Source organism: Ureibacillus aquaedulcis, from assembly GCF_030418165.1.
Classification (GTDB): domain Bacteria; phylum Bacillota; class Bacilli; order Bacillales_A; family Planococcaceae; genus Ureibacillus; species Ureibacillus aquaedulcis.
In genome coordinates this window covers 31,616-58,214 of the sequence record NZ_JAUHTQ010000011.1, presented here as the reverse complement: position 1 = coordinate 58,214, position 26,599 = coordinate 31,616, and the positions used below count along the sequence as shown (strand labels likewise).

Genomic DNA, 26,599 nt, shown 5'->3' with positions numbered 1-26,599 from the left:
GTAAACCCCTTTAACTTACAATTTATATTATTGTAACACAAAAAGGGTACATACGTTTGCTTTTAGCACTTTAGAGCTTTATAAATAACGATCCTTTGCACTTATAAATCCAGTGAAGAATAAAATGAGCGCTGATACGATAAATAGAATGTTTGGCGAATCCCAGCTACCAGTCACATCATGCAGAAATCCGAATAATACCGGTCCTGCAGCGGCGAGCAAGTAGCCGATTGATTGTGCGAACCCGGAAATTTGTGCTGCTTCATAGGCAGTTTTTGTCCGTAAAGTAAAGAGCATCATTAGGATTCCAAATGAAGCACCACCAGCTAATCCAATACAAATCATCCATAATACGCTGAAATCAGTAAGTTCAAGAAATAGCCCTACAAATCCTATGATATAAAGAATGGTAAACATATAGACAAATGGACGTTGAGAACGCAATTTTTCGGCAAAAATCGGCATTAGGAATGTCATCGGAATTTGCGACATCTGCATCACCGAAGTTAACCAGCCGGCCTTGTCGGCACTATACCCTTGTGAAACCAATATTTCCGGCAACCAGGAGACGGAACAATAAAATAACAGGGATTGGAATCCCATAGCAATTGCAATTGCCCAGGCTAGAGGCTTTTTCCATATTTTAATCTCAGGTGTACTGTCCTTCGAATTGTTTGAAATTGTTTTTAAGTCAACTTTTTCCCCGCGAAGCAGCGGGAACCATGTAACCAGTGTAATCAAAGTTAAAATGATGGATATGGATAGCGCACCCTGCCAGCCCCAAGAAGTATTATTTGCGATTGGATTACTGATCCCCACAGCGACAGCAGCTGAAATATTCATCGAGACAGTATAAATTCCTGTTAGTAATCCAATATGCAACGGGTACTTTAATTTAAAGAACCCGGGAACTAATACATTACCAAAAGAAATGGCAATCCCGATTAAAGCCGTTCCGATAATTAGCAGTGATGTAGTTCCAAGAGAACGTAAAATAATGCCGATAGCAAGCAAAATAATCGAATAAAACAATGTATATTCCATGCCGATTCTTCGTGAAATTCGTGGTGCGAATGGGGATACCACCGCAAAAGCAAGCAATGGAATCGTAGTTAAGAAGCCTGCAAGGACATTTGAAATCCCGAGTCCTTCCCGAATGGAAGAGATAACGGGCCCAACCCCGGTTAATGGCGATCTCATTGTACTTGCCAGGAAAATAATTGCTACGACGAAAACCAATGTCGAAGTTGTAAGGTGCAACTTTTTCGTTTTATGCGTTGTATTTGTTGTAGCCATATTATCCCTCCGTAATGTATGTGAAAATTCTACAAATTAAAAAATGTATTTTTTCATGTTAAACTATTATTTAAACCAACTTCTATCTTACATCTTAACGTAACTTTGGGATAGTGGTGATTTCAATAAAATCACATAGCTTCGATGTATGTACAACTAGAGCTTATTCATGAAAGCCTACGTAAACTTCCATAGAAAAACGTATTCCAAGAGATGTTAACTTTACTCTCAAAAGGTATGTGGAGAACTTTTAACCTGTTAGGCACACCTTATAGAAAAGTGAGTATTACTATTAAGGTTAACATACCATCGCACTTGTGATGGTTTTTATTTTTAGGGCAAAGACGTTTCTATCGGAAAGATGGACATACTGAAATAGAGTGTATTTTAAAGGAGATTTTTTTCATGAGTGACAAAAATAGAAAGAAGAATACTCAACCTGAGCTTAAAAGGGGCTTGAAAAGTCGTCATATTACGATGATTTCTCTTGGTGGAACAATAGGGACAGGCTTATTTCTGGCTAGTGGAGCTTCCATTGCAGAGGCTGGTCCAGGTGGTGCGCTTGTTGCATACGCAGTGATTGGGATTATGGTGTATTTCCTGATGACAAGTCTTGGGGAAATGGCAGCCTTTATGCCAACATCAGGGTCATTTAGTACATATGCAACAAAATTTGTAGACCCTGCCTTTGGATTCGCTATGGGATGGAATTATTGGTACAACTGGGCAATAACAATTGCCGCTGAAATATCGGCTGTCTCGCTTATTATGAAGTATTGGTTCCCTGATAGTTCATCGGCTCTATGGACATTCTTATTTATTGCGATTGTATTAACATTTAATCTGTTATCAGTAAGAGCTTATGGAGAAAGCGAATACTGGTTTGCAATGATTAAAGTGATGACAGTCATCGTATTTATTGTTGTTTCGTTCTTAATGATCTTTGGTATTTTGCAAGGTCATGATCCAATTGGATTTGAGAACTTCTTTGTGGGAGATGCTCCATTTAATGGCGGGTTCCTTGCCATTTTCGGTATTTTCTTAGCAGCAGGTTTTTCGTTCCAAGGCACGGAATTGTTGGGAATCACCGCAGGGGAAACCGATGACCCGGGGAAAAATATCCCGAAAGCTGTTCGTTCTGTATTCTGGAGGATTTTATTATTCTACATTTTAGCTATTTTAGCTATTGGCTTACTGATTCCATATACAGATTCAAGACTGTTGTCTGAGGATATCGCAGTTTCACCATTTACATTAGTGTTTGATAAACTAGGAATTGCTTTTGCGGCTTCAGTAATGAACGCAATCATTTTAACGGCAATGCTTTCTGCAGGAAACTCTGGACTTTATGCTTCGTCCCGTATGCTTTGGCAGCTAGCGGTAGATGGCAAAGCGCCAAAAATCTTTGCTAAGCTATCGAAACGAGGAATTCCTGTCTATGCTTTACTAGCAACATTAGCTGTGGGATGTCTAGCGTTTTTATCATCCTACTTTGGTGATGGTGTTGTATACATGTGGCTTCTAAATGCATCCGGTTTGTCAGGATTTATCGCATGGGTAGGTATTGCCATCAGCCATTACCGTTTCCGTAAAGCGTATGTATTGCAAGGGCATGATGTAAACTTGCTTCCATATAAAGCGAGATTTTATCCATTCGGTCCATTATTTGCCTTGATCGTTTGTATAATTGTGATTGTTGGACAGAACTATACAGCATTTTCACTAGGATCGATTGATTGGTATGGAATTGCTGTTTCCTATATAGGGATTCCGCTCTTCATTGCTTTATGGTTAGGCTACAAAGTTAAATATAAAACGAAAATCGTACCTTTAGATAAGTGCGATGTTGATACACATAGATAAAATTAGTAAATCGGTAAAATTCAATTGATGGGTTTTACCGATTTTTTATGTATCCTACTTGTATTTTTTCATTTTTGATAAACGTCCTTGTTATAATGGACATAGAAAATCTAGTATCAGATGTAAAGGGAGTAGAGAATATGGCAATATCAACGGGCTTTTTAAAAAAAATTCAGAGATGGGTAATAGACAATGAATCAGGAGAAGTCTTATTTTTGCCATTTCAGGCACAAGGCAACCCATACAAATCAAGGGTGTTGCTGGTAGGCGCATTTCCAGAGCCGCTGTTACAAGTAAATGCTGCGGATTTTCCCATATTGGCGGAAACTTTAGTGGATAAAGATTTATTCACGGACTTATTTCGGGATGAAATTGAAGAAGCATCCCGGGAATATAAAGGTGCCATAAATTTTGCATCTTATGTAGCGGAGGCTTTAAATGAACAGGTCGTCCTCTCAAGTATTAACTGTTTGAACTTGGAAAGTACCGAATTGAAACAATTAAAAAAAGACAAAGATCCGCTATATTTAGACGGTTTTACTATATTCAAAGAAGTTGTTGATGAATTCGAACCGGAAGTCCTAATCGTCCAAGGCTCAAGTGCATTCAAACTGTTTATCGAGCAATTTAAAGCCCGGTTAGTAGATCTTGAAGTTGATGACCTAGCTTTGTCGGTGCAGGCATTGGAGCAAAAAGGGGTTATTGCCAAGCTAGAATTGGACAGTGGCAAAATTGTGAATATATTAGTTTGCAGAAGTATGGGGGCCTATGGTAAAGAAGGGAAAACCTTTGGAGAATTCAAAGCAAATCTTAAACAATTATTAAAATAATCGGCAATAAAAAGGGTATTTTGGAAGTAAAGACGAACATTATACTGGGAGTTCATATAATAAATAGCTAATTTCCGAATAATTAGAATCATTTTATTATTTAGTATGTTATTGCATTCAATCGAATCCATGTTTATAATGAGGACATTCTTAACGAAAACTTAACATTTAGCTGTTCACAACAGCTTTAATATTTCACTCATATAATGGCGAGGATATGGCTCGCAAGTTTCTACCGACTTACCGTAAATAAGTTGACTATGAGAGAGACAATGTTTAGATTCGAATGCACTGTTATAAGCAATTTCGACTCTATTAACTTTCGAACCTTCAACTCGAAAGACTTGTTCTGCTCATAGCGGAATAAGTTTTTCGAGTTTTTTTTGTTATTTACTAAGGATTAGGATGGAGAATCACTATCCAATACCGCAGCCTACCATATAAGCTGCGCACTATATTAAGAAGTTTTAGAAGTAATAACTTTAATGAGCAAAGTAAAAGATAAAGAGAGGAAATCTAGCATGCAACTATTAAAAGAAAAAATTCTTAAAGAAGGAAAAGTTCTATCAGATACAGTCTTAAAGGTAGATTCTTTTTTAAACCATCAAATAGATCCATTGCTTATGAAAGAAATTGGTGAGGAATTTGCAAATCGCTACACAGATGAAGTCATCACAAAAATTTTAACAATTGAATCTTCAGGTATTGCGCCAGCGACCATGCTGGGACTGACAATTGGGGCACCGGTTGTTTTTGCACGTAAAAGAAAATCGTTAACACTTTCAGGGAATCTATATTCCTCAAATGTACATTCGTTTACAAAGAACGAATCGAATGAAATTTCAGTATCCAAAGAGTTTTTATCGGCAGATGATAATGTATTGATCATTGATGATTTTTTAGCAAATGGAGAGGCCGTAAAAGGGTTGCTTGATATTGCAGAACAGGCTGGCGCGAATGTAGTTGGCGTTGGGATTGTTATTGAAAAAGGCTTCCAGCAAGGCGGAATGCTTTTGCGTGAACAAGGAATTCGTATTGAATCTTTAGCGAACATTAAATCTTTAGCAAATGGACAAGTAGAGTTTTTCGATTAATAACAACTACATCGGTAGAACATTAGGAGGATATTGTTCACATGAATAATGTAAAAGCAACAACACTTGGTATTCAACATTTACTTGCGATGTATGCGGGCGCCATTTTAGTTCCATTGATTATCGGAGGGGCTTTAGGATTCGACTCAACGCAAATGACGTATTTAGTAGCAATTGATATTATGATGTGTGGTATTGCAACTCTTTTACAAGTCATGAGAGGGAAAGCATTTGGTATCGGTTTACCGGTTGTATTAGGCTGTACGTTTACGGCGGTAAGTCCAATTATTGCAATTGGTTCTGATAAAGGAATTGGCGCTATTTATGGGGCAATCATTGCTTCAGGGATAATTGTTATTATAATCTCCGGTGTTTTTGGGAAACTAGTGAAATTCTTCCCCCCAATCGTAACAGGATCTGTCGTAACAATCATCGGTATTTCATTAATTCCAGTAGCAGTGAACAACATGGGTGGCGGTCAAGGTGCAGCTGATTTTGGTTCAGCTTCAAATGTATTCCTGGCTATGCTTACATTGCTTTTCATTCTATTAATCTATCGTTTTACTACAGGGTTTGTTCGTTCTATTTCGATATTGCTTGGACTAATAGTAGGGACGGTTATTGCAGCTTTCCTAGGGAAGGTCGACTTTGCGCCAGTTATGGATGCTTCTTGGTTCCATATGGTGCAACCATTCTACTTTGGAACACCAACATTTGATGTGGGTGCAATTATTACAATGACATTAGTAGCAATGGTATCTTTAGTAGAATCATCAGGTGTTTATTTCGCGCTAAGTGATATTACAAAGAAATCAGTAGACTCAAAAGATTTATCGCGTGGATATCGTTCGGAAGGTTTAGCTTCAATCATTGGCGGGATTTTTAACGCCTTCCCTTACACAACATTTTCTCAAAATGTTGGACTAATTAAAATGACAGGTGTTAAAGAGCGTAAAGTAATCTTCATTACAGGTGCTATGTTAGTAGTACTTGGTTTCTTGCCAAAAGTAGCAGCACTAACAACAATTATTCCAACTGCTGTATTGGGCGGGGCAATGCTAGCGATGTTCGGTATGGTTGTAACTCAAGGAATTACAATGCTTGCGCCTGAAATTATGCGTTCTCCAGAGAATGCAATGGTAGCAGCAATTGCAGTTGGTTTAGGTGCAGGAGTTGTATTTGTTCCAAACATCTTCGCGGTATTACCGGAATGGGCTTCAGTTTTAACTTCAAACGGAATTGTATGTGGCTCCGTAACGGCAATTGTCTTAAATATTCTATTTAACATGATTGGACCGAAAAAAGTAGATGCCATGCACACACCAACATTGGAAGTAGAGTAAAATATACAGGGTAATCTCATAGGGTGTCACGCCCCATGAGATTACCCTTTTTAAATGCTTTGAATTTCCCCTAAGGTAGGTAATGCCTCAATGGCCCCAACTTTTTCGCAAACCTTTGCGGCTGCCTTATTGCTAAATTGTACAATGTCTTGCCAATCCTGATAGCTTAATGATTCAGGACTATCCAATTTACCAAGCTGATAAAGAGTTGCCCCAACAAAGGCATCGCCAGCTCCTGTTGTATCCACGGCTTGTATCGGGATACTAGGGATAATGGTAGCGGCGCCTTTGCAGGAAAGGTAAGTCCCATCTTTTCCAAGAGTGATTGCAATGCATTTAGCACCAAGGTTGTGGAGCTCGGTAACTGCTTTTGGTATATCCTTTTCATTGGTTAATAGAAACAGCTCTTCATCACTTACCTTTAAAAAATCACATTTGGCGATTAAATCCCGAGCCAACTTTACGAATTCAGCTTCATGGCCTTTCCACAAGTCGGAACGAAAATTAGGATCAAAAGAGATATAGCACTGATTGTCTTTAGCTGCATCAAGCAATGTTCTATAAGTCTGTTGTAATGGACCTGGAAGAAGGGCGGTGGCAGAGCCAAAGTGGACAAGCTTCACCGTATTGAAAATATGAAGCGGTACATCCTCAACCGACAAATTGGCATCAGCACCACGATTGAAAATAAAATCACGCTGTCCATCCTCCTGCAATGAAACAAAGGCCAAAGTGGTGGGATGGCTATTATCCTTTAATAGGAGAGTTGTATGTACATTTAGTTGCTCCAGCGTGTTTTGAAGAAAATCGCCAAAGGCATCATTACCGACTTTACCACAAAAATGAGCTTCTCCACCAAGTTTCGCGATTGCAGCACAGACATTTGCTGGGGCTCCTCCAGCTCTTTTCGTAAACGTATCGCTATCTAACAAGCTTGCCTTTCGATCAATGCTGAAAAAATCGATCAAAAGTTCCCCTATACATAAAATTGGATGGTTCATGGGAGTAATTCCTTTCTAATTGCGAATTTATTTCCATTATAAAGCTTCAGTAGGAAAGGTAGAAGGCAAAGACTTAGGAGGCATAACATTCATGAAACGCGTTTTAGAGGCAAAATCTATTCCAAAATGATGTTCATAAGGGGGATGAAACGCGTTTTGGAGCAAAGTCCATTTTAAAGTGATGTTCATAAGGGGGATGAAACGCGTTTTGGAGCAAAGTCCATTTTAAAGTGATGTTCATAAGGGGGATGGAAACGCGTTTTGGAGCAAAATCCATTCCAAAATGATGTTCATAAGGGGGATGAAACGCGTCTTGGAGCAAAATCCATTCCAAGATGATGTTCATAAGGCGGATGAAACGCGTTTTGGAGCAAAATCCATTCCAAAATGATGTTCATAAGGGGGATGAAACGCGTTTTGGAGGCAAAATCCATTCCAAAATAATGTTCATAAGGGGGATGAAACGCGTTTTGGAGCAAAGTCCATTTTAAAGTGATGTTCATAAGGGGGATGAAACGCGTTTTGGAGCAAAATCCATTCCAAAATGATGTTCATAAGGGGGATGAAACGCGTTTTGGAGAAAAGTCCATTCCAAAGTGATGTTCATAAGAGTGATGAAACGTGTTATGGAGTAAAATCCATTTTAAAGTGATGTACATATGAAGGATGAAACGTAGTTAGGAGCATATCCATTCCGAAACACAGTTCAATCCCCAGATGAAGAAAACATCACCCAGCTCTCCCAAAACATCAAAAACCAGGCGGAAGCATAACGTTTTTTCCAGCCTGGTTTACAATGAACTGCCTTATTCTTGCAAAGTATGATTACTCCGCATTTGGATAAATCATTTTCTTCGGATCGATATATTCATCGAATTGTTCTTCCGTTAATAATCCAAGCGAAAGGGTTGCCTCTTTTAAAGTCGTACCATCCTTGTGAGCTTTTTTCGCAATTTTTGCGGCATTTTCATAGCCAATATAAGGGTTCAGGGCCGTGACTAGCATCAATGAATTTTCAAGGTTTCGTTCAAGTACCTCTTTATTTGGCTCGATTCCAATTGCACAGTTATCGTTAAATGACTTCATTGAATCGGCTAGAAGACGAGCAGATTGCAGGAAATTATAAATGATAACAGGCTTAAAGACATTTAACTCGAAATTCCCTTGGGAGGCAGCAAAAGCAATTGTTGCATCATTTCCAACCACTTGCGTGACAACCATTGTCATCGCTTCACTTTGAGTAGGGTTGACTTTCCCTGGCATAATGGAACTTCCAGGTTCGTTCTCAGGAATCGTAATTTCGCCAATTCCGCTTCTTGGTCCACTTGCCAGCCAACGTACATCGTTTGCAATCTTCATTAAATCCACTGCAAGAGCCTTCAATGCACCATGAGCTGATACGATTTCATCATGGCTCGTTAGTGCGTGGAATTTGTTTTCTGAAGACTTAAAGGACATGCCGGTTAAGGAACTTATCTCTTGTGCAACCATGTCGCCAAACTTGGGATGTGCATTAATGCCTGTACCAACAGCAGTTCCACCAATAGCAAGATCCTTTAAAAATTGCGTATTGACCATAATCATCTTTTCGGATTTAACAAGCATATGATGCCAGCCGCTAATTTCCTGGCCTAACGTCAGAGGTGTAGCATCCTGTAAGTGAGTGCGACCAATTTTAATAATATCGTTAAATGCATCCGACTTTTCTTTCAAAGTCGCTTTTAATAGTTGAAGTCGGGGCATTAAATAGTTTTCAACAATTTCAACCGCAGCGATATGCAAAGCAGTAGGGAATGTATCGTTTGAGCTTTGTGATTTGTTTACATCGTCATTCGGGTGAATTCGCTCGGCACTGCCTTGTTCTTCAAGCAATTGGTTGGCACGGAAGGCAATCACTTCATTTACATTCATATTGGATTGTGTACCACTGCCTGTTTGCCATACTACTAGAGGGAAGTGTTCGTCCCATTTACCGGCAAGAATTTCATCAGCTGCAGCAACAATAGCATCCGCTTTAACAGCGGCAAGCTTGCCTAATTTTTTATTTGCAATTGCAGCTGATTTTTTTAAAGTTGCAAAAGCACGTATAATTTCAATCGGCATTTTTTCTTCGCCAATTTGAAAGTTTTCTCTACTTCGCTGAGTTTGAGCGCCCCAAATTTTGTCTGCTGGTACACGTACTTCACCCAGTGTATCTTTTTCAATACGAAATTCCATTCTATCAACACTCCTTTAATAGTATATATGTATGCTATACCCGAAATTAGAAGCCAAAATAGCAAATGGCAAACCTTTAGTAGATTTGCCATTTTCCATCAAATTTATTCGAGAGTCTGAGGGGTTCGTCTCGAAAGAGTAACTTTATACGATAATGATAATCATTATCAATTAAATTGTCAACACTTTTCAGATAGATTATTCATGTTTATTAAGAAATTGAGTTTTCAAAAATATGGCATAGTAATGAGCTAAATAGACTATTTTTATTTTTGTATACAAAAAAACTATTGTAAACTAGTAATTCGCAATGTAATATAATCATATCGATTTACTATGAATTAAAATTGAATAGGGAGTGAGATTGTGTCTTACATGATAATTACCGGACTACTTTGTGGAGCATTACTGGGCTTCGTTATGCAAAGAGGTCGTTTTTGTTTAACAGGTGGATTCCGTGATATGTATATAGCAAAAAATAACCGCATGTTTTATGCACTGCTAATTGCCATTGCTGTGCAAAGTGTGGGAGTATTTTTACTTATAGATTTAGGTGTATTTGAATATTCTGCTGGCTCTTTACCAATTCTTTCGGTCATAATTGGTTCATTTATTTTCGGTATTGGGATTATTCTAGCGGGAGGCTGTGCAACTGGTACTTGGTATCGTGCCGGGGAAGGCTTAATTGGTAGCTGGATCGCATTAGCTGGCTATATGTTAATGAGTACAATGATGAAGTCAGGTGTTTTTGCACCTTTCAATCAACAAGCACAGGCAAGCGCCGTATTCCCAACTAACTCAATTGCCGAAACTTTTGGCATCAACCATTGGGTAATCATTCTCCCATTCGTTGCGATCGTTGGATTTATTGTATATAAACAACTAACTAAGCCTAAAGTAGTTGTTCCCTCTTTAAAACCGAAACGTACGGGATTAGCTCACATTTTATTTGAAAAACGTTGGCATCCATTTGTAACGGCAACATTAGTCGGTATCATTGCTTTAATTGCATGGCCATTAAGTGCCGCAACAGGACGTGTCTTTGGTTTGGGGATTACAACACCATCAGCTAATATTCTTCAATATTTAACTACGGGTGATCAAGGTAACCTAAACTGGGGTGTATTCTTGGTACTGGGCATTTTTGCAGGATCATTTATTGCGGCGAAAGCAAGTAAAGAATTCCGTTTCAGAATGCCTGATGTAAAAACTGGGATTAATAGCTTTATCGGCGGGAATTTAATGGGTGTCGGTGCAAGTCTTGCAGGTGGCTGTTCAATCGGGAACGGGTTGGTAATGACTGCAATGATGACTTGGCAAGGTTGGATTGGTCTGGTATTCATGATATTAGGTACTTGGACAGCATCTTACTTTGTATTTGTACGCCCGCGTCAAAAAGCAAAGGCAGCGAAACTAAAAGAACAGGTAACGCCTGCATAAACTTTAAGAGGAGGAAAAGTCATGCAAAAGACTTTAGAGGTAAAAGGAATGGTTTGCCCATTTCCACTAATAGAAGCACAAAATGAGATTGAAGAAATGAACTCGGGTGATGTACTGGTAGTGGAATTTGATTGCACACAAGGAACAGAGTCAATTCCTTCTTGGGCAGCAGAAGCTGGTCATACTGTTACGAACTTCGAGCAATTAGATGAAGCATCTTGGACAATTTCAATTCAAAAGAAATAATATAATATAATATAATATAATATAAACACCGCTTGAGCGAAGCGCCAATGGCATTCGAACAAAGCGGTGTTTTTACATGGTATTCACCTAATTGTCACCTCAAAATTAAACAATTTTAACATAGAAGTCTTGGCCGATTACGCTTTTAACATTCATGTCTTTCGTATTTTGATAGTAATTTACGATACTTTTTGCAAGACCTGCATGCCCATTCAAATAAGTGCCTCGAGCTATTTGTTTTCCTGGATTATGGAATTCGAAATAAAGCTTCGTATCATGGGACATGCTCTCCAAAATTCCTACAAAATCATCAAATGGAATATGCACTCCACTAGTGTAACAGCACTCTCTTCTGTACGTATCATGGGATACATTGATCGGTTTCGGTTCCTTTACAAATCTGATTTGCTGCATAGCATCATCTCCTTCAAAATTCTTAATGTTTTGGATTTCATATCATTATAACAAAAAAAGAATAAAAAGACAGAAAATTTAATCAATTTATTTTGTTTTTAGAAAAAACGATTGAATAATTGATCAAGCTAGAAGGGTGAAGAAAGAAGAAGGTATGTCTGAGGACAATAAGTGAATCATCAACCGACACTATCAAGATGAAATGTGCGCTACCAATCCTGTCTTTGCATTTCCTCTGCAATCGATTGTAAGTCGTAGGCATTAATTTCTATTATCTTATAGTTATGCTGCTCCTCATACTTTTGTGCAAGTTTCTTTATATATTTCGGAGAGCCTTCATTGTCTTCATCATAGACCAACAGCAAGCCATCTGTGTTTTGAATAATGAACTTATCTTTCTCGATAAATTGCCAAGGAGCCTCATAAGGTCTTTTCGTAACACTGGTTACAAAATCTGCCTTTGAAACAATATCGTGATATTTTTGCTGTTTTTGCTCGTTCCAGTTCTTTTCCTGATCTAAAAAAGGTGTGATAACGGAATATTTTAAATTAGGATATTCATTTTTCAAATCAATTATGACTTCTGCTGCCCAAGTTTCTACCCCTTGCTGCCCACTAATCACTACCCATTCCAGCCCCTCGTCAAACAAAATTCTTAATTCATTTTCGATTGCTTTCTTAATAACCGGTATGCCGGGATGTTTATCATTAAAAATACCGAGTTCATGAGAACGGTATCCAGATATATAGATTGTTTGCATAAACGTGGCTCCTTTCGATTCTTTTCTATCTTAACGTAAGTAAAAGGCTATCCGAAAATATTTCGAACAGCCTTTTTGGATACCTGTTATGCAAATACAGTTTTGATTTTTTCTAAAGCCCAATCTATTTCTTCTTTTGTAATGATTAATGGAGGAGCAAATCGAATGACAAAATCATGAGTCTCTTTGCATAACAATCCCAGGTCCTTTAATTGCTCACAGAATGAACGAGCAGGAACCGTTAACTCTACACCAATAAATAATCCACTGCCACGTACTTCCTTAATGGAAGGGTGGTTAATGGAGCGTAATTGTTCCTGGAAATAGTTACCCAATTCCAATGAGCGTTCAGTTAATCTTTCCTCTTCAAGAACTTCTAATGAAGCGATTGAAACTGCACAAGCAAGCGGGTTGCCGCCGAATGTTGAACCGTGGGAACCTGGGTTTAAGACGCCAAGTATATCGCTATTTGCCACAACAGCGGAAATCGGCAATACACCTCCACCAAGAGCCTTCCCAAGGATAATCACGTCTGGATTTACCTCTTCCCACTGGTGAGCGAACATTTTACCTGTACGAGCAAGCCCGGTTTGAATTTCATCAGCGATGAATAGGACATTGTTTTCTTTACAGATCTGTTCGACTTCTTTTAAGAATCCTTTTGGAGGCATGACAATTCCAGCTTCGCCCTGAATTGGCTCCACGATAAATGCTGCTGTATTTGGCGTAATCGCAGCCCTTAGAGCCTCGGCGTCACCGTAAGGAATTAATTGGAATCCTGGCAGAAGTGGTCCAAAACCTTTTTTGTATTCTGCATCAGATGACAGGGAAACTGCTCCCATTGTCCGGCCGTGGAAATTGCCATTACAGCCGATAATTTCGGCCTTGTTGTCCTCTACACCTTTTACATTATAGGCCCAGCGACGTGCAACTTTTATTGCAGATTCTACAGCTTCAGCACCCGTATTCATTGGCAATACCATATTTTTTCCAGTTATTTTTGTTAGCTTCTCATACCATGGACCAAGCTGGTCATTATGGAAAGCACGGGAAGTTAAAGTAGCACGATTAGCTTGGTCAATGAGTGCCCCAATAATCTTAGGGTGACGATGCCCTTGATTTAGTGCAGAATAAGCAGAAAGCATATCCATATATTTATTGCCTTCAGGATCTTGTACCCATACTCCCTCGGCTTCTGAAATCACAATTGGCAGTGGATGATAGTTATGTGCACCAAATTTTTCTGTTTGCTCGATTACATTAGCTGATTTTGTCGACATTTAAATTCCCCCTTAAAATTCTCTTTCTAGTATCATATTTTAATAAGCAATTTTCATGCCAACTTTAACCTTCAATGAAAATAACTAATTTTATGAACTTGCCAAATAATTTTGCGCAAAATTTATAGCAATTCCATCTTTTTAGCAAAATATTTTTACAGTATGATAGGAATGAGGTGATGAAAATTGAATCACGGTAAGAAAGTTATGAAAGAATTATATGAAGAAATTATCGAGCGTGTCGGTGTTGGAATTCATGCTGTTAATCGTGATGGGAAAACCATTATCTACAATAAAAAAATGCGTGAAATGGAAGTAATGGAGAAAGAAGATGTTCTGCACAAAGATGTCCGGGATGTCTTTCAATTTCAGGAAAACCAAAGCAGTACACTATTAAAATCATTGCAGCAAGGCGAGGAAATCGTCAATGTCAAACAAACCTATTTTAATAATCGCGGTGTAGAAATAACGACCATTAATAATACATTTCCGTTAACGGTTGATGGGAAGATTTATGCAGCTGTAGAAATCGCAACAGACGTTACAAGGATGGAACGATTGATGCGCCAAAACCTTAGACAAACGAAAACAGACTTTACGTTCCATCATATTATAGGAAAAAGCAGTGAGATAAAAGAGGTAATAGATTTAGCGAAACGTGCAACACGAACCAATTCCAATGTCTTGATAATCGGTGAAACCGGTACAGGGAAAGAATTGTTTGCACAAAGCATTCATGCAGAAAGTGAACGTTCAGGAGCTCCTTTTATCACACAAAACTGTGCCGCATTGCCAGATACATTGATTGAGGGAATTCTATTTGGCACGACAAAAGGTGCATTCACCGGTGCGATTGACAGTCCGGGATTATTTGAGCAAGCACAGGGTGGCACGTTATTGCTGGATGAATTGAACTCCCTAAATATTGCCTTGCAAGCAAAACTACTGCGCGTATTGCAAGAGCGAAAGGTACGCAGAATCGGAGGCTCCAAAGAAATCTCGATTGATGTTCGAGTGATTGCAACAATCAACGAAGATCCAATTGATGCGATTGCGAATAATCACCTAAGAAAAGATTTATATTACCGTTTAGCAGTGGTAACCTTATTTATTCCGCCGTTAAGGGAACGTAATGGGGATATCCCGGTCCTCATAGAAGAATTCATAAAAAAATATAATGAGTTATTCAAGTTAAATGTTATGTCTGTATCAGAGGAAGTACTTCAATTTTTCGAATCTCAAAGCTGGCCTGGGAATGTTCGCGAACTGGAGCATGTCATTGAAGCGTCCATGAATTTGGTAAATCATGAACAAGTGATTGAGTTTAATCACTTACCTTATCAGTACCGTAAAAGTGAAATGGCGAGACCTATGCCAACCCAACCAAAAATTGAAACACCGAAAAATAAAGATGGCACGAACTTAACTGAACAATTAGCCTTATTTGAAAAGCAAACGATCGAGGAATACCTAAAAGCTCATCAGTATCATATTACCAATACGGCGTTGGCATTAGGGATAAGCAGGCAAAGCCTGCAATATCGGATGAAGCGTTTAAATATACGAGTTTCGAAAAATTAATGGAAGGGGAGGATTCTGGTGGAGACTTCTTTACACTTTGTGCAAAAGCTTGAAAACAAGCTTTCCTTAACCCCTCAGGTAAAGCAGTCATTGGAGATTCTAAAATATTCCTCTGAGGAGCTTGAACATTTCATTAAGGAAGAAGCCAATGCTAATCCGTTAATTGAACTGAAGGAACATAATAGGGAGCATTTACTCGAGATGGCACGGGTACCGAATTCAGGAGCTGCAAGTTTTGTAAAAGATGAGTTTTTTGACCCATTGCTGAATGTGCCACAGCAAGAGAAATCAATGGAAACCTATTTAATGGAGCAGTTAGCGGTTCAAAGAAGTATAACGAAAAGGGAAAGAGAAATTGTCCTGTATTTGATTCGAAATTTAAATGACTTAGGTTATTTGGACTGTGAAATTGAGGAAACAGCCGAACGATTCTGTGTGTCGGTTGAAAAATGTGAGGAGCTTATTTCTTTACTGCAAAGCTTTGAACCTGCTGGTATAGGTGCACGTAGTTTAAGAGAGTGTTTGTCTTTGCAAGTGGTGCGCTGTGGCAATGCTCCTAAACTTACCGAGATACTTATCCAAAAACATCTGGAGGATTTAGCTGACGGAAATTTTCAGTTAGTTGCTAATCTATATGAAGTTGCAAAAGCAGAAGTAGAAGAGGCATTTTCATATATTAAGCAGTTGAATCCACGTCCGCTAATGGAAGTCCAATCCGGGAAACAAGAATATATTGTTCCGGATCTCATTGTGGAAGAATTTAATGGGGAGTTTGTCATACAGATAAATAATGCGAATTTGCCTCAAATTTCGATTAATGCATATTATGAAGAGTTGCTTCTAACAGAGGCTTGCGTGCAAACGAAGACATACTTAAAAACAAAACTTTCAGATGCTTTACTTCTGATGCGGGGGATAGAGCAGCGTCACGAAACATTGTATAAGGTAACAGAAAGTATTCTACAAAAACAAACAGCCTTTTTACAAAAGGGGAACAAGGCCTTAGTTCCTCTTCGGTTAAAGGAAATTGCGGATGTTGTGGGTCTTCACGAATCCACCGTTAGCCGCACAATCAGCAATAAATACATCCGCACACCAAAAGGGGTATTTGCATTGAAAGCCTTTTTTATTCGTGGAGTGAAGATGCAAAGTGGTGAAGTGGAGTCACCATTGTTTATTAAAGAAAAAATAAAGTCAATTGTCGAAAGGGAAGACATAAAAAAGCCGTTGTCCGATCAGAAAATAGCGAATTTCCTGTTGGCAGAAGGGATTCCAATTGCAAGACGCACCGTCGCGAAGTATAGGGAAGAGCTCTGCATTCCCCAATCTACAAAACGGGCACAAAAAAAGTAGCATCACTTCTTTATAAGAAGGGGATGCTATTTTTTACTGTAAGAAATGCTGATGATAGTTTGAACTCTTGGTAATTTTGGCGTCGCGGACAATAAATATCAGGCTGATAATAAAATATACTTACCGAGGGGGGTTAACCTATCCCCTTAAGCCGATGCTCTGCCCCACGTATCTGATCTTGTATAATCGTATCGATCATTTCAATAATTTCCTCAGGTGTTTGGTCCATTTCCCCTAAGAGCCAACTCTCGACAAGACCAGCCAAGGACAATGTGTAGAAATGAGTTAGAAATGCATTATGCTCCTCACTGGCATTCAATTCCTCACAAAGTGATTTAATGACTCTACCAAAAATTGCCGAAATATCGGAATAGAAAAATCGTTTTAAATGACCCCGACCTAAAGATTGTAATGCAGATAAACAAAATTCCTTATTGGCCTCCAAATATTTAAAAAGCTCAAGCAGGCCTTCTTTCCAAACAAGTGCATCCTCATGTACATCCAGCAATTGAATTGTTTCCTGCTGGAAAGTCCACTTGAGCAAATCGTAAATATCTTCGAAATGGTAGTAAAAGGTTTGGCGGTTCACATTCGCATTTTCAGTCAACTCACGAATGGAAATCTTATCGAGAGGCTTATTTTTCATTAGCTCCTTCAAGGAAACGGAAAGTATTCTTTTTGTTTCATCACTATGCTTCATAGTTCCCCCCTGATTAGATTAGATTTTTTAAACAATTGGACCCTCATTGTCTATATTTTAAACTTTTTTATCATGTTAGTGTATTAATAGGCTGTTTCCCAATAAGAAGTTTTGGTGAAACTAAACGAATTAATAAAAGAAAGGTGATCGATTTTGAAAAATTGGCTGAATATGCGTACGGTATCGTTTGTAGTATGGGTAATTATTTCAGTGGTAATGATTGTCACGATGCCAAATTTAGATACACTCGTACGTGAAAAAGGTCAAACGGACATTCCATCCTATACGCAAAGTAAAGTTGCCTCCGAGTTGTTGACAGAGATGGCAGATGAAGGAACAGACACCTATGAATTTATAGCGGTGTTTACAAGTGGCAGTGATGAAGCGTTAAATGAGACTCAGCTAAAAGAGGTTGAAGGGGCTATCCAAAACTTAAAAACTCATCGTGATGAGCTGGGAATAACGGATATGCTTGCTCCCGAAGATAGTGAAGAGGCTGAGAAGCAACTGGTTTCCGAAGACGGAACAACGATTTTGACCCAAATTTCCGTTGACAAAAAGCAAGGAACAGTTGAAGAAGCTGCCCAAGGCTTACGTGAAATAACTGAATTAGATTCAGTTGATTCTTACTATACTGGGACAGACATTGTCATGGATGATTTTGCGAAGTCCTCACAAGCAGGAATTAAGAAAACAGAGGTCATTGCGATTGTTTTCATTTTGGTCGTATTGATCTTGGTATTCCGTTCACCTGTGGTTCCTTTGATTTCACTTATTACGGTGGGCGTATCTTATATTGTTTCTCTTGGGATTGTTACTCAACTTGTTGATAAGTTTAACTTCCCATTCTCAAATTTTACGCAAGTCTTTTTGATCGTTATTTTGTTCGGGATAGGAACAGATTACAATATTCTTCTTTACACACGTTTTAAAGAAGAGCTCGGTAAAGGCGGACATATATTAAAAGCTATTACAGAGACTTATAAAACGGCGGGTAAAACAGTTATTTATAGCGGAATTGCGGTATTTATCGGATTTATCGTATTGTACTTGGCAGAATTTAAATTATATCAAGCTACATCAGCTGTTGCGATCGGGGTAGCAGTTTTATTGCTAGTATTGCTTACACTAAATCCGTTCTTTATGGCTGTATTTGGCATCAAGATGTTCTGGCCGGCCAAATCAATTAATGGCCATAGTGAAAATAAAATATGGTTATTCTTATCGAAGCATTCCTTCTTTAGACCAATTGTCGCACTGGTTTTAGTAGCTGTACTTTCTGTACCATTCATTATCAAATATACCGGCGAGCTGAATTATAACGACTTAGTCGAAATTAGTGATGAATATGAATCGAAGCAAGCCATCAATGTCATTGAAGGTCATTTTCCATCGGGGTTCTCATCACCAACAACACTGGTCATAAAAGCAGGTGACTCACTTGCTACTCAACAAGGGCTGCAGGATATAGACGAACTGACAGATGTTATTTCGAACGTGGATGGTGTCTCCCAAGTCTTATCAGTTACACGTCCAGCTGGGGAAAAAATACAGGATTTATATATCCAAGATCAAACGAATACATTAAATGAGGGTCTTGGTTCTGCACAGGAAGGGCTGGGAACGATTAATAATGGCCTTTCTGAAGCGGAAAACAAACTTGGTGAAGTAGATGAAAACAGCTTTGATAGTGTCCAACAACTAATTGATGGCACAGCTGCAATGGAGCAGGGTGTCGGCCAGTTAGGTGATGCCTTAAATCAAGTAGCCCAAGGCTTTGAAGATGGGGCGAATGGTGCAGCCGAATTAGAAGATGGTTTAAGTGCTTTAAAACAAAGCATCGGCGATTTAAGTGATGGGGCTTCCCGGTTACAAGAAGGGTATGGGGAAATTGAAAATGGCTTTAGTGCATTTAGCGAGTTGTTTACTACTGTAGAAAGCGGTATTGAAAGTAGCTCCCAAGGCTATGCAGCAATTGAACAATCCATGAATGCCTTAGTCCAATCAAACCCGGAGCTTGCAACAGATGAAAATGTTCAAACAGTTATTGGTACCGCGAAATCGGCTCAAGAACAACTATCACAATTATCAGCAAGATTGCAAGAACTGACTCCACAGTACGATGTAGCTGTTACATCACTACAAGAAGCAAATGCATCTTTTTCTCAAATCACTAATGGCTTGCAGCAGGTTGAAACTGGGGTAGGACAACTGCAAACTGGAGCGGGTACATTTGCGACAGGCCTTGACTCAGGTCAAACAGGAGTAAATCAAATTAGTTCAAAAACGGGGGAACTCGAATCAGGGTTATCAACCGTGAATGATGGTCAAAAACAATTGCAAGAGGGCTTGGCAACACTTCAAGATAAGATGACGCAACTGCAAGACGGTTTAGCTCAAAGCACTGAAGGCTTGACCGAAATCAGTGATGGCCTATTAGATGCCCAAGATTATCTTGGGGAAGTAAGTACCTCGGATGCAAATAGCGTTTTCTATATACCACAGGAAGCTCTGGACGGTGGCGAATTTGAAGAAAGCTTGAATATGTACATGTCCAATGATCGCACAATGTCAAAAATGACGATTATTTTAGACGTAAATCCATATTCAAAAGAAGCAATGTCAATCATCGAAGATATCGATGAACAAATCAATGCAACTGCCAAAAACTCAAGTCTTAGTGATGCTGAAATTGCCTTAGGCGGCAAGTCGGTCGCCAATGTGGACTTACAGCAAATTTCCAGTGATGACTTTACACGCACAATCGTTATCATGATGGTTGGTATTGCACTGGTATTAGTCGTCATTACACGTTCGATTTGGCAGCCGATTATTATAATTGCATCGCTAATTCTGGCTTACTATACATCACTCGGACTTTCTGAATTATTGAGTGAGGCATTACTGGGGCAAAGTATTTTAAGCTGGAACGTTCCATTCTTTAGTTTCATCATGATTGTTACATTAGGGGTGGATTATAGTATCTTCTTAATGATGCGTTATCATGAGGTGAAGGAACAAGGAAGTGTGGCAATCATTGATGCAGCCAAACACATTGGTGGGGTTGTCTTGTCTGCGGCCTTAATCTTGGGTGGTACATTCGCTGCATTAATTCCTTCCGGGATTGTTACTTTAATGCAAGTGGCGATTTTAGTATTAGTCGGTCTCGTATTATTAAGCTTTATCATGCTGCCGGTCTTCATGCCAGCAGTAATGGGGTTGACAGAAAAAATGAAAAACGTCTTCGCAAAGAAAAAAGAATAGCTTTAAAAGAGGTGAAGGGAAATTCAATTTCCCCTCACCTTTTTTATTCGCTGAAAGACCGTATTGGAAATTATGGAGAGATACGTTGTGGTTAGGTTTTAAAACCTCAAAAAAAAGATGCCTATTAGTTGCGAACTAATAGACATTAAATAGGTTGTATAAAATGGGTTTGTGGAAGAAATTACTGTTCTAACCTGAGTTGGGTGCTACTCAATAACGGGTACACCATATTTACGAAAAGTCTTCGTAAAAACTAAAATACTATTTTTAGTCACAATCGCTAATAATGTCTGAAAGGAGGAGTTTTCATCATTATTATTGTGATCAATTACTAGATAATAATAATCGATTGGAATCCTTCATATCATTAGATTCCATTTCTGAAACATAAGGCATCTAGGTTCAGAAATCCCTGTTTATACTAAAGGAAATATACATCCCCGAAGCCTTTTCGATAACTACTCTTTTTGCTGATTATGAGATATTGGATGGAATACGGATTCCGCCGCCTCTGATAGAGTAATTGTGCAATTATCATGATGCGCGCATCTGCCGGAATTTAATAAGATGATAATTTTTCTTTTTTAGCGTTTTGATGTCCGAATTGCTAGATTTCTATCGAGTCGTTCCCATGTTTTTTCAACTGTATCATTATGATCAAAGCATTTGCTTACATCATCAAATTGATAATTCTCTTATGAGGTTCCCATAAAATCAGCAATGTTTGCAAGAGATGCTGTTTACACATTTCCGGGATGCCATGGAGCTTTCTTATAAGAGGGGGAAGAAATGAATTAACCGTCGTTGTTGGCTTGAATCTACCAGGTGAGTAAGTTTACCAACATGCTATCCAGTTCTTTTTAAAGCTCCACTTTTTCACGGCCAAAGTGTCATCTCCTAAAAACATCAGAGTAATAATAGATTGATAAGAGGGTTTGTATCCATTCATCCAGATTTAAGTCATCATCTTGCCTATTTGGAGGAGGAGTATGAACTTGGCAAAAACGATGAGGAGAACAATTACAAACCTTTATTCACCTCCTTTCAGTATCATATTATTCGGTTAATAGATTTAGTTAATGGACATATAGCCATGAAAGTAAAAAATGTGCTGAAGTCTAATATAAATGATAAGGATTGAATCTACTTTCCAATAAATATTAGGAGATTGTCTCGAGAAAAAGAAGGATATTTTGTCAAAGGGAATTTAATCAGGAAACAAAAAAAGTTTCCCTTGTTTAAAGGGAAACTACATAAAGCAATAGCTAACTAGAATGATGATAAACCTCAATGTCTTTGGAAAGCTCTTTACGGGTACTATACCATTTTCCTACCAACAAAATTGCAAGGGCAAGCGTTACAATGGAGCCTGCAAAGGAAAGTGGCGCCTTAAAGCTATTAAAGTATGCTTCAACAGAGCTTGCCAATATAGGTCCAATTATTTGACCAAGTGCATAGACGGTTGTTAATGCGGAAACCACGACTCCACTTTGTTTCGGAAATAGCTCTCGTGCATAAGCGGTTGATAGAGAAACAATTCCAACAAAGGTAAAGCCAAATAAAAAGGCGGATAAAAGAACACTCCAAGATGTCTGTGTAATGACGGGCAAAAGAATGCCGATCACTTGCAGGGTATAAGCAATAGATAGTACTTTCACAGTAGAGTATCTGGAAATGAACAGCATCCAAAGCGGTGCGGCTGGCGCGGCAGCGATTCCTGCGATGACCCAACTAAAACTCGCAAAGGGTCTTAAACTCTCAATATTGTAGATAATATCTACCAAGAATGTCCCGGTAATAATATAGCCAAGGCCCTCTAAACCATAGGCTATGATCAACCAAGGCATGAAGCCTTGCAGGATTTTCGTTTCTTTTGATTTTTCAACTTTTTCGCTATTCTGGATAGAGATATTTCTCCAAAGGAATAGTGTAATCATAAGTAATAGGGCGGATAAAATGCCAAGCCCCAACCAAGTGCCTTCCCAACCGAAGCTTCCTTCTAAAAAAGGTACGAGCAAACCGGAAATGGCAATACCTATCCCAATCCCGGAGAATAAAAAGCCCGAAAATCTTGTCTGAAAATGGGCTGCTAAATAGTCCATGATAATACTGGATGTTAATACGAAAATAAAACCGCTTGTTGCACCCGCAATGAATCGCAATAGCACCCATAATAAAAATGAATGTGTCAGTCCCATAAAGAAAATTGAAAAGACATTCAGTATAACGGTTAAGAGCAAGAAGTTCTTTTTGTTCCGGTAAATAAAACCAGCACCCAGGGCACCCACAAAATAACCGATATAATTACTGGAGGCTAAGTAGCCGCCTTCCTCAAAGGAAAGCCCTTCCCCAATTCGCATAAACGGTAATATCGGCGTAAATGCAAACCGGCTGATCCCCATTGCAACAACTAAAAGCAATACGCCCCCAAAAAGCACCCCTATGTGTTGTTTCTGCAAATCGTACATCCCCTTACGATCAATTTATGAAGAAATTCAAAAACTTTCCTATAATTGTAACATTCTATTATCGGGAATCAAGATTTTTAAAATAAGCAATAGAGAGTTCATAATGATTATTGATCTAACGAACCTTGTTATAATAGAACGTTATAGAATGAATAAGTTAACTTTTCCTATGCCTACAGAGTCGACTTCTCAACTTATTCTGCAAAAAGGATGTATATTTATTACTATGTGGTCGTAAAAGTGAACAAATCCATTGATCATGAAGGAAAAGAGGATAATGATGAAAATAAAGGAAGTTACCATTCGCCATTTAAAAATGCAACTTAAAAACCCTTTCTCTACAAGCTTTGGCACTATTTACAACAAGGAATTTTTAGTATTGGAAGTGCGGGATGAGCAGGGGACAATCGGCTTCGGGGAATCCGTTGCCTTCGAGGCGCCATGGTATACAGAAGAAACATTAAAAACCACCTGGCATATGCTGGAGGATTTCCTCATCCCACTGATTTTAAATCAAGAGATACAACACCCGAATGATGCTTTAGAGTTATTTAAGGGTATTCGAAAAAATAATATGGCCAAGTCTGCAATCGAAGGGGCACTTTGGGATATTTATGCTCAACAATCAAATCAATCCTTGGCACAGGCTATGGGTGGTATGAAAGAAAAAATTGAAGTAGGGATAAGCCTGGGAATCCAGGAGACGATTGAAAAACAAATAGAGGTTGTCGACAACGCTGTTAAGGATGGTTATAAACGTATAAAACTCAAAATCAAGCCAGGCTGGGATGTAGAGGTAATGCGCGTTCTGCGTAAGCACTTCCCGGATGTACCAATGATGGCTGATGCAAATTCTGCTTATACTTTGAAGGATATCCAGACTCTCAAACAGTTGGATGAATTTAACCTGATGATGATTGAGCAACCCCTCGCATCTGATGATATTATTGACCATGCCGTGTTACAAAAACAAATCAAGACGCCGATTTGTTTAGATGAAAGCATTCTGTCGCTGGAGGATGCAAGAAAAGCGGTCGAATTAGGAAGCTGCGGGGTTATCAATATTAAAATTGGTCGTGTCGGCGGTATTTCAGAGGCAAAAAAAATTCATGACTACTGTGAAAAAATGGGGATTCCTGTTTGGTGCGGCGGTATGCTCGAGTCCGGAATCGGGCGTGCGCATAACATCGCTTTGACGGCACTTTCAAACTTTGTTATGCCTGGAGATACAGCAGGCTCCAGCCATTATTTTGAACAGGATATTATTACACCGGAAGTGATTGCCCAGGATGGCTATATCACGGTTCCCCAGGAAGTTGGTATAGGCTATACCCCGGATCTAGAAACCATTGGTAAATATACAGTAGCTAGTAAAACATATAAATGATTATTAAAAACCGCAGGAGGCTCGAAAATCGTTTGCTTCCTGCGGTTTTTCGTCGAAATTTGAAAAACATTTCATGACTCTATTAGACGTATGTATATAGAAATATCATACATGATAGCTTGTATAGATGATTGTCCAATTTAGAAATGAGGGAATTGGTGAAAAAGAGTTTTCAAATCGGCGGAGCATTTGTGGGGTTGGTTGTTGGTGGGGGCTTTGCTTCCGGCCAGGAAATTATGCAATTTTTTACTGGCTTCGGTACTTACGGAATTGCCGGTGCCATCGTAGCCATGATCGGTTTTTCCTTTCTGGGAATGAGCATTGCACAATTAGGCTATGAACTACAAACTTCATCTCATAAGGAAGTTGTTTATCATATAGCGGGGCGTTCTTTTGGGGCAATATTGGATATCATGATTACCTTCTTTTTATTTGCTGTCACTGTAGCGATGTTTGCGGGTGCAGGGGCTACCTTTTATCAAATATTTGGTGTTGCCCCTGTTAACGGCAGTTTATTTATGGTTGTCATTACGGTTCTCACATTAATGCTTAATGTAAAAAACATTATAAGTATTATTGGTGTAGCTACTCCTTATTTGCTTTCCATTATGCTGATTATCGCACTTTATTCCATTTTTACGATGGATTTAACGATAGCCGAACAACATATCTTGGCTCAGCATCAGCGTGTAGCGGCTCCTAATTGGTTAACGGGTGCTTTGCTCTATGTTTCCTACAATATAGCCACAGGTGTGGCGATGCTGACGGTTATTGGCAGTACTGCGAGTAGTCGAAGAGTTGCAGGGTTAGGTGGGCTAATAGGCGGAATCACCCTTGGGATCCTGATTTTATTCATTAACGTTGCAATGTTTGCCAAAATGGATATCGTAGCAGGTAAGGACATGCCAATTCTGGAAATCGCGGCTAATATGCATCCGATATTAGGAATTATAATGGCTATTGCCTTGTTGGGAATGATTTATAGTACGGCTGTAGGGCTACTTTATTCCTTTATTGTCCGCTTTGTGCCTCCAAAGGATTCAACGTATAAGCCAGCTGTCATTATGGCAGGTGCCATTGGGTTCATGGCAAGCTTTATAGGCTTTACGACTTTGGTAGGCAAGGTCTACTCCTTAATGGGCTATTTAGGCTTTTTCATTATCGTCGCCATTATCTTCTCCTGGAAAAAGAAACGCTAACCTTCGATTCTAAACACTGGTGGGCGGATGAAGCACATAAGAAATCTAAGGCACTTTTCCATACAGTGTAACATTTACTAGTAACAGGAGACATGATGAGCAAGGAGAATGAAGATGAATAACCAATTCTATTGGGGAAGAATTCCTGGTGTACCTCTTACCTCTGGTCAAATGATTGTTGCTAGTCAAGTTGGTGATGTTACAGGCGATGGCTTTTTGGATTGGGTATTTCTAGTTGGTTCAAAACAGCAAGATAGTCCTTATATAACGAAAATACAGTTGATGGTTAAAAATGGCCGAACAAATCAGGTTCAAGCATTCATACTTCCGGAAAGTGCTGGATATGATCCGACAATCTGGCTGGGCGATTTAACGGGAAATGGGATAAAGGATATTTTTATCGCTATAGATTCTGGTGGAAGCGGAGGGATTATCTTTGCGTATGTGTATTCTTCTATTCAAGGAAAAATGATCAAGATTTTTGATTCTGTTCAATATAACGAGCGGCATCCATTTAAGGTGCAATACGCAAATAATTACAAGGCGGAAGTATATAGTGAGAATCCAAGAAAAAAGTATACTTTAGATCTGCAAAATAAAGGGAACGAATACTTAAACGTAATTTATAATGCAGATGGAACTTTAAAACAACCAATCGAGGGTTGGGTGGATCCGGTAAGTGCTCTATATCCTGTTGACTTGGCGCGTAATGGCAAGTATGACTTGCTTGGTATGCAACAAATTGCTGGCCGTTACCATGCAGATGGATTAGGTTACGTTGAAAATCTGCTTCATTGGAATGGTCGGGAGTTTCTTATTGTGCGCCAAACTGTAGCGATTTATGGAGAGAATTTATAAATTA

The 26,599-nt window shown here is 38.9% G+C and carries 21 protein-coding genes and 1 riboswitch; of the genes, 13 read left to right on the top strand and 8 right to left on the bottom strand.

Features of this window, described 5'->3' with window-relative positions; translation table 11 throughout:
* Positions 1-78: 78 nt before the first annotated feature.
* On the bottom strand, positions 79-1,296 hold the full coding sequence (locus QYB95_RS13985; RefSeq protein WP_301138958.1) for a CynX/NimT family MFS transporter: 1,218 nt from the start codon (positions 1,294-1,296) through the stop codon (positions 79-81).
* A gap of 405 nt (positions 1,297-1,701) precedes the next feature.
* On the opposite strand from QYB95_RS13985, the gene QYB95_RS13980 reads away from it, so the two are divergent.
* The 4 genes from QYB95_RS13980 (at position 1,702) to QYB95_RS13965 (ending at position 6,426) form a co-directional block, all read left to right on the top strand.
* Positions 1,702-3,159, top strand: coding sequence for an amino acid permease (locus tag QYB95_RS13980; RefSeq protein WP_301138957.1), 1,458 nt, complete (start codon positions 1,702-1,704; stop codon positions 3,157-3,159).
* Between the two features lie 140 nt (positions 3,160-3,299).
* Complete coding sequence (locus tag QYB95_RS13975; RefSeq protein ID WP_301138956.1) at positions 3,300-3,989, top strand: RNA 2'-phosphotransferase; 690 nt, start codon at positions 3,300-3,302, stop codon at positions 3,987-3,989.
* Positions 3,990-4,168: 179 nt separating this feature from the next.
* A riboswitch (purine riboswitch) is annotated at positions 4,169-4,270 on the top strand.
* A 240-nt stretch (positions 4,271-4,510) separates the two neighbouring features.
* Positions 4,511-5,083, top strand: a complete 573-nt coding sequence (locus tag QYB95_RS13970) for a xanthine phosphoribosyltransferase (protein WP_301138955.1) — start codon at positions 4,511-4,513, stop codon at positions 5,081-5,083.
* Between the two features lie 41 nt (positions 5,084-5,124).
* Positions 5,125-6,426: a nucleobase:cation symporter-2 family protein gene (locus QYB95_RS13965; protein ID WP_301138954.1), complete on the top strand. Its 1,302-nt coding sequence runs from the start codon at positions 5,125-5,127 to the stop codon at positions 6,424-6,426.
* A gap of 50 nt (positions 6,427-6,476) precedes the next feature.
* Here QYB95_RS13965 and QYB95_RS13960 read toward each other — a convergent pair whose 3' ends face one another.
* Positions 6,477-7,427, bottom strand: a complete 951-nt coding sequence (locus QYB95_RS13960; RefSeq protein ID WP_301138953.1) for a carbohydrate kinase family protein — start codon at positions 7,425-7,427, stop codon at positions 6,477-6,479.
* Between the two features lie 825 nt (positions 7,428-8,252).
* The gene (gene fumC, locus QYB95_RS13955) at positions 8,253-9,644 is read right to left on the bottom strand and encodes a class II fumarate hydratase (protein WP_301138952.1); all 1,392 of its coding nucleotides are present in this window, start codon (positions 9,642-9,644) and stop codon (positions 8,253-8,255) included.
* Between the two features lie 375 nt (positions 9,645-10,019).
* On the opposite strand from fumC, the gene QYB95_RS13950 reads away from it, so the two are divergent.
* The gene (locus QYB95_RS13950; RefSeq protein ID WP_301139011.1) at positions 10,020-11,084 is read left to right on the top strand and encodes a YeeE/YedE family protein; all 1,065 of its coding nucleotides are present in this window, start codon (positions 10,020-10,022) and stop codon (positions 11,082-11,084) included.
* A gap of 21 nt (positions 11,085-11,105) precedes the next feature.
* On the top strand, positions 11,106-11,330 hold the full coding sequence (locus tag QYB95_RS13945) for a sulfurtransferase TusA family protein (protein WP_301138951.1): 225 nt from the start codon (positions 11,106-11,108) through the stop codon (positions 11,328-11,330).
* A 105-nt stretch (positions 11,331-11,435) separates the two neighbouring features.
* On the opposite strand, the gene QYB95_RS13940 is transcribed toward QYB95_RS13945, so the two are convergent.
* The 3 genes from QYB95_RS13940 to QYB95_RS13930 form a co-directional block, all read right to left on the bottom strand.
* A complete protein-coding gene (locus tag QYB95_RS13940; protein WP_301138950.1) occupies positions 11,436-11,744 on the bottom strand; it encodes a hypothetical protein in 309 nt (102 codons plus the stop codon).
* Positions 11,745-11,953: 209 nt separating this feature from the next.
* Positions 11,954-12,505 carry an SLOG family protein gene (locus tag QYB95_RS13935; RefSeq protein WP_301138949.1) on the bottom strand — a complete coding sequence of 184 codons (552 nt, stop codon included), beginning with the start codon at positions 12,503-12,505 and terminating at the stop codon, positions 11,954-11,956.
* An 86-nt stretch (positions 12,506-12,591) separates the two neighbouring features.
* Positions 12,592-13,785: an ornithine--oxo-acid transaminase gene (locus tag QYB95_RS13930; RefSeq protein ID WP_301138948.1), complete on the bottom strand. Its 1,194-nt coding sequence runs from the start codon at positions 13,783-13,785 to the stop codon at positions 12,592-12,594.
* Positions 13,786-13,992: 207 nt separating this feature from the next.
* Between QYB95_RS13930 and QYB95_RS13925 the strand changes: the two genes are divergently transcribed.
* Together QYB95_RS13925 and rpoN are read left to right on the top strand one after the other, a co-directional pair.
* Entirely contained in the window at positions 13,993-15,366 is a 1,374-nt protein-coding gene (locus QYB95_RS13925) for a sigma-54 interaction domain-containing protein (RefSeq protein ID WP_301138947.1), read from the top strand.
* An 18-nt stretch (positions 15,367-15,384) separates the two neighbouring features.
* Positions 15,385-16,719 (top strand): RNA polymerase factor sigma-54, encoded by a 1,335-nt coding sequence (rpoN, locus tag QYB95_RS13920; RefSeq protein WP_301138946.1) that lies wholly within the window; start codon positions 15,385-15,387, stop codon positions 16,717-16,719.
* 133 nt (positions 16,720-16,852) lie between these two features.
* On the opposite strand, the gene QYB95_RS13915 is transcribed toward rpoN, so the two are convergent.
* Complete coding sequence (locus QYB95_RS13915; protein WP_301138945.1) at positions 16,853-17,419, bottom strand: TetR/AcrR family transcriptional regulator; 567 nt, start codon at positions 17,417-17,419, stop codon at positions 16,853-16,855.
* Between the two features lie 171 nt (positions 17,420-17,590).
* Here QYB95_RS13915 and QYB95_RS13910 point away from each other — a divergent pair, with 171 nt between their 5' ends.
* Positions 17,591-20,683: an MMPL family transporter gene (locus QYB95_RS13910; RefSeq protein WP_301139010.1), complete on the top strand. Its 3,093-nt coding sequence runs from the start codon at positions 17,591-17,593 to the stop codon at positions 20,681-20,683.
* A 922-nt stretch (positions 20,684-21,605) separates the two neighbouring features.
* Positions 21,606-21,824, top strand: a complete 219-nt coding sequence (locus QYB95_RS13905; protein WP_301138944.1) for a hypothetical protein — start codon at positions 21,606-21,608, stop codon at positions 21,822-21,824.
* Positions 21,825-21,948: 124 nt separating this feature from the next.
* On the opposite strand, the gene QYB95_RS13900 is transcribed toward QYB95_RS13905, so the two are convergent.
* Positions 21,949-23,142 (bottom strand): YbfB/YjiJ family MFS transporter, encoded by a 1,194-nt coding sequence (locus QYB95_RS13900; protein WP_301138943.1) that lies wholly within the window; start codon positions 23,140-23,142, stop codon positions 21,949-21,951.
* A gap of 289 nt (positions 23,143-23,431) precedes the next feature.
* Between QYB95_RS13900 and menC the strand changes: the two genes are divergently transcribed.
* The 3 genes from menC (at position 23,432) to QYB95_RS13885 (ending at position 26,595) form a co-directional block, all read left to right on the top strand.
* Positions 23,432-24,538, top strand: coding sequence for an o-succinylbenzoate synthase (gene menC / locus QYB95_RS13895; RefSeq protein WP_301139009.1), 1,107 nt, complete (start codon positions 23,432-23,434; stop codon positions 24,536-24,538).
* A gap of 158 nt (positions 24,539-24,696) precedes the next feature.
* Positions 24,697-25,737, top strand: coding sequence for a YkvI family membrane protein (locus QYB95_RS13890; RefSeq protein ID WP_301138942.1), 1,041 nt, complete (start codon positions 24,697-24,699; stop codon positions 25,735-25,737).
* Between the two features lie 114 nt (positions 25,738-25,851).
* Complete coding sequence (locus QYB95_RS13885) at positions 25,852-26,595, top strand: FG-GAP repeat domain-containing protein (RefSeq protein ID WP_301138941.1); 744 nt, start codon at positions 25,852-25,854, stop codon at positions 26,593-26,595.
* Positions 26,596-26,599 lie beyond the last annotated feature (4 nt).